This window comes from Pseudomonas sp. P5_A2_2, from assembly GCF_054177685.1.
In genome coordinates this window covers 1-1,003 of the sequence record NZ_JBGCUL010001360.1, presented here as the reverse complement: position 1 = coordinate 1,003, position 1,003 = coordinate 1, and the positions used below count along the sequence as shown (strand labels likewise).

The 1,003-nt window shown below is 64.2% G+C and carries 1 protein-coding gene; it reads right to left on the bottom strand.

What is annotated here, in order from left to right; genetic code table 11:
• A partial coding sequence (locus tag ACXRVY_RS31430; protein WP_458239269.1) for a DUF4874 domain-containing protein occupies window positions 1-679 on the bottom strand: 679 nt, incomplete at its 3' end.
• Between the last annotated feature and the right edge of the window lie 324 nt (window positions 680-1,003).

Sequence of the window (1,003 nt, the reverse complement as noted above, 5' to 3'; positions counted from 1 at the left end):
TGGCCGCCCGACTTGTATCGCTGGTGTCCAGCCCGTTCGAGCTGCCCCACCACTCGCCGTAGGCCCCGATGAAGCCGGCCTTCATGAAGGGGATCACGTCGGCGTTCTGGGCCAGCACCGGCTTGAGCTGGGAGATGTGCTGAAGCACCAGGCTGAGCGGGGCGTCAGTGCCGGACGAGTCGGAGTTGTAGGACGCTTGCACGATGAACTTCACGCCTGCGGCGCGACCCGCGGCGAAGCGCGCGTTCAGCGTGTCGAGGAAGGACTGCGGCAAGGCGCTGGAACGGTAGTTGTCCAGCGGGATGCGGTAGAGGAACAGGCGGGTGTTCCAGTCATTGACRAAGCTCGACAGCRTCGAGGTGGTCATCTCGCTGTCCTTGGGCGWGACGAAAAAGCCGCGCTCGGGATTGGGGAAGTCGGCGGTAGTGCTGGTGAAGGTGGCCGAGGTCGTGGGACCGGAAGCGGTCGGGGATGTCGTTGGCGTGGTCGTGGTTGTGGTTGTGCTTGCGCCGCCGTCATTCCAGCAGGCCTTGGTCTCTCCCGGAGCCGGGTCCCCGAAGTTGGCGTTGTTGCAGTCCACCGAGTTGGCGAACGACTTCACGACCGAACTGGCCGGCGTGCCGTACTTGACTTCGCGGGTGCCGTCGAATGTGCAGGTGCCGTATTCCTGCGCGCACACGGTCCATGCCTGCGGAGTTGAAGTAGGCGACGTCGCGGGTAAGGTGGCGCCTGAGGGGTCGACGGCGTCGGCAGTGCTGCCACCACCTCCACCGCAGGCGGCGACGAGGATAGAAGCGGCTGCAACAAATTGGGACAGTAGTGCTCTTCGAAAAGTGCGAGCGAAAGGAGTACGGTCGTTCATTGGTGATTTGTGAGGGCTTGTAATGGGGTTAGGCGAGGCACTGACTGGGGCCATGTACCGGTGCGTAGATCGGACAGGGCAGTGGTGCGCTGGCCTGTGCGCGGCGGTCCGGAACTGCGGACCGCCGTCACATGCGGATGC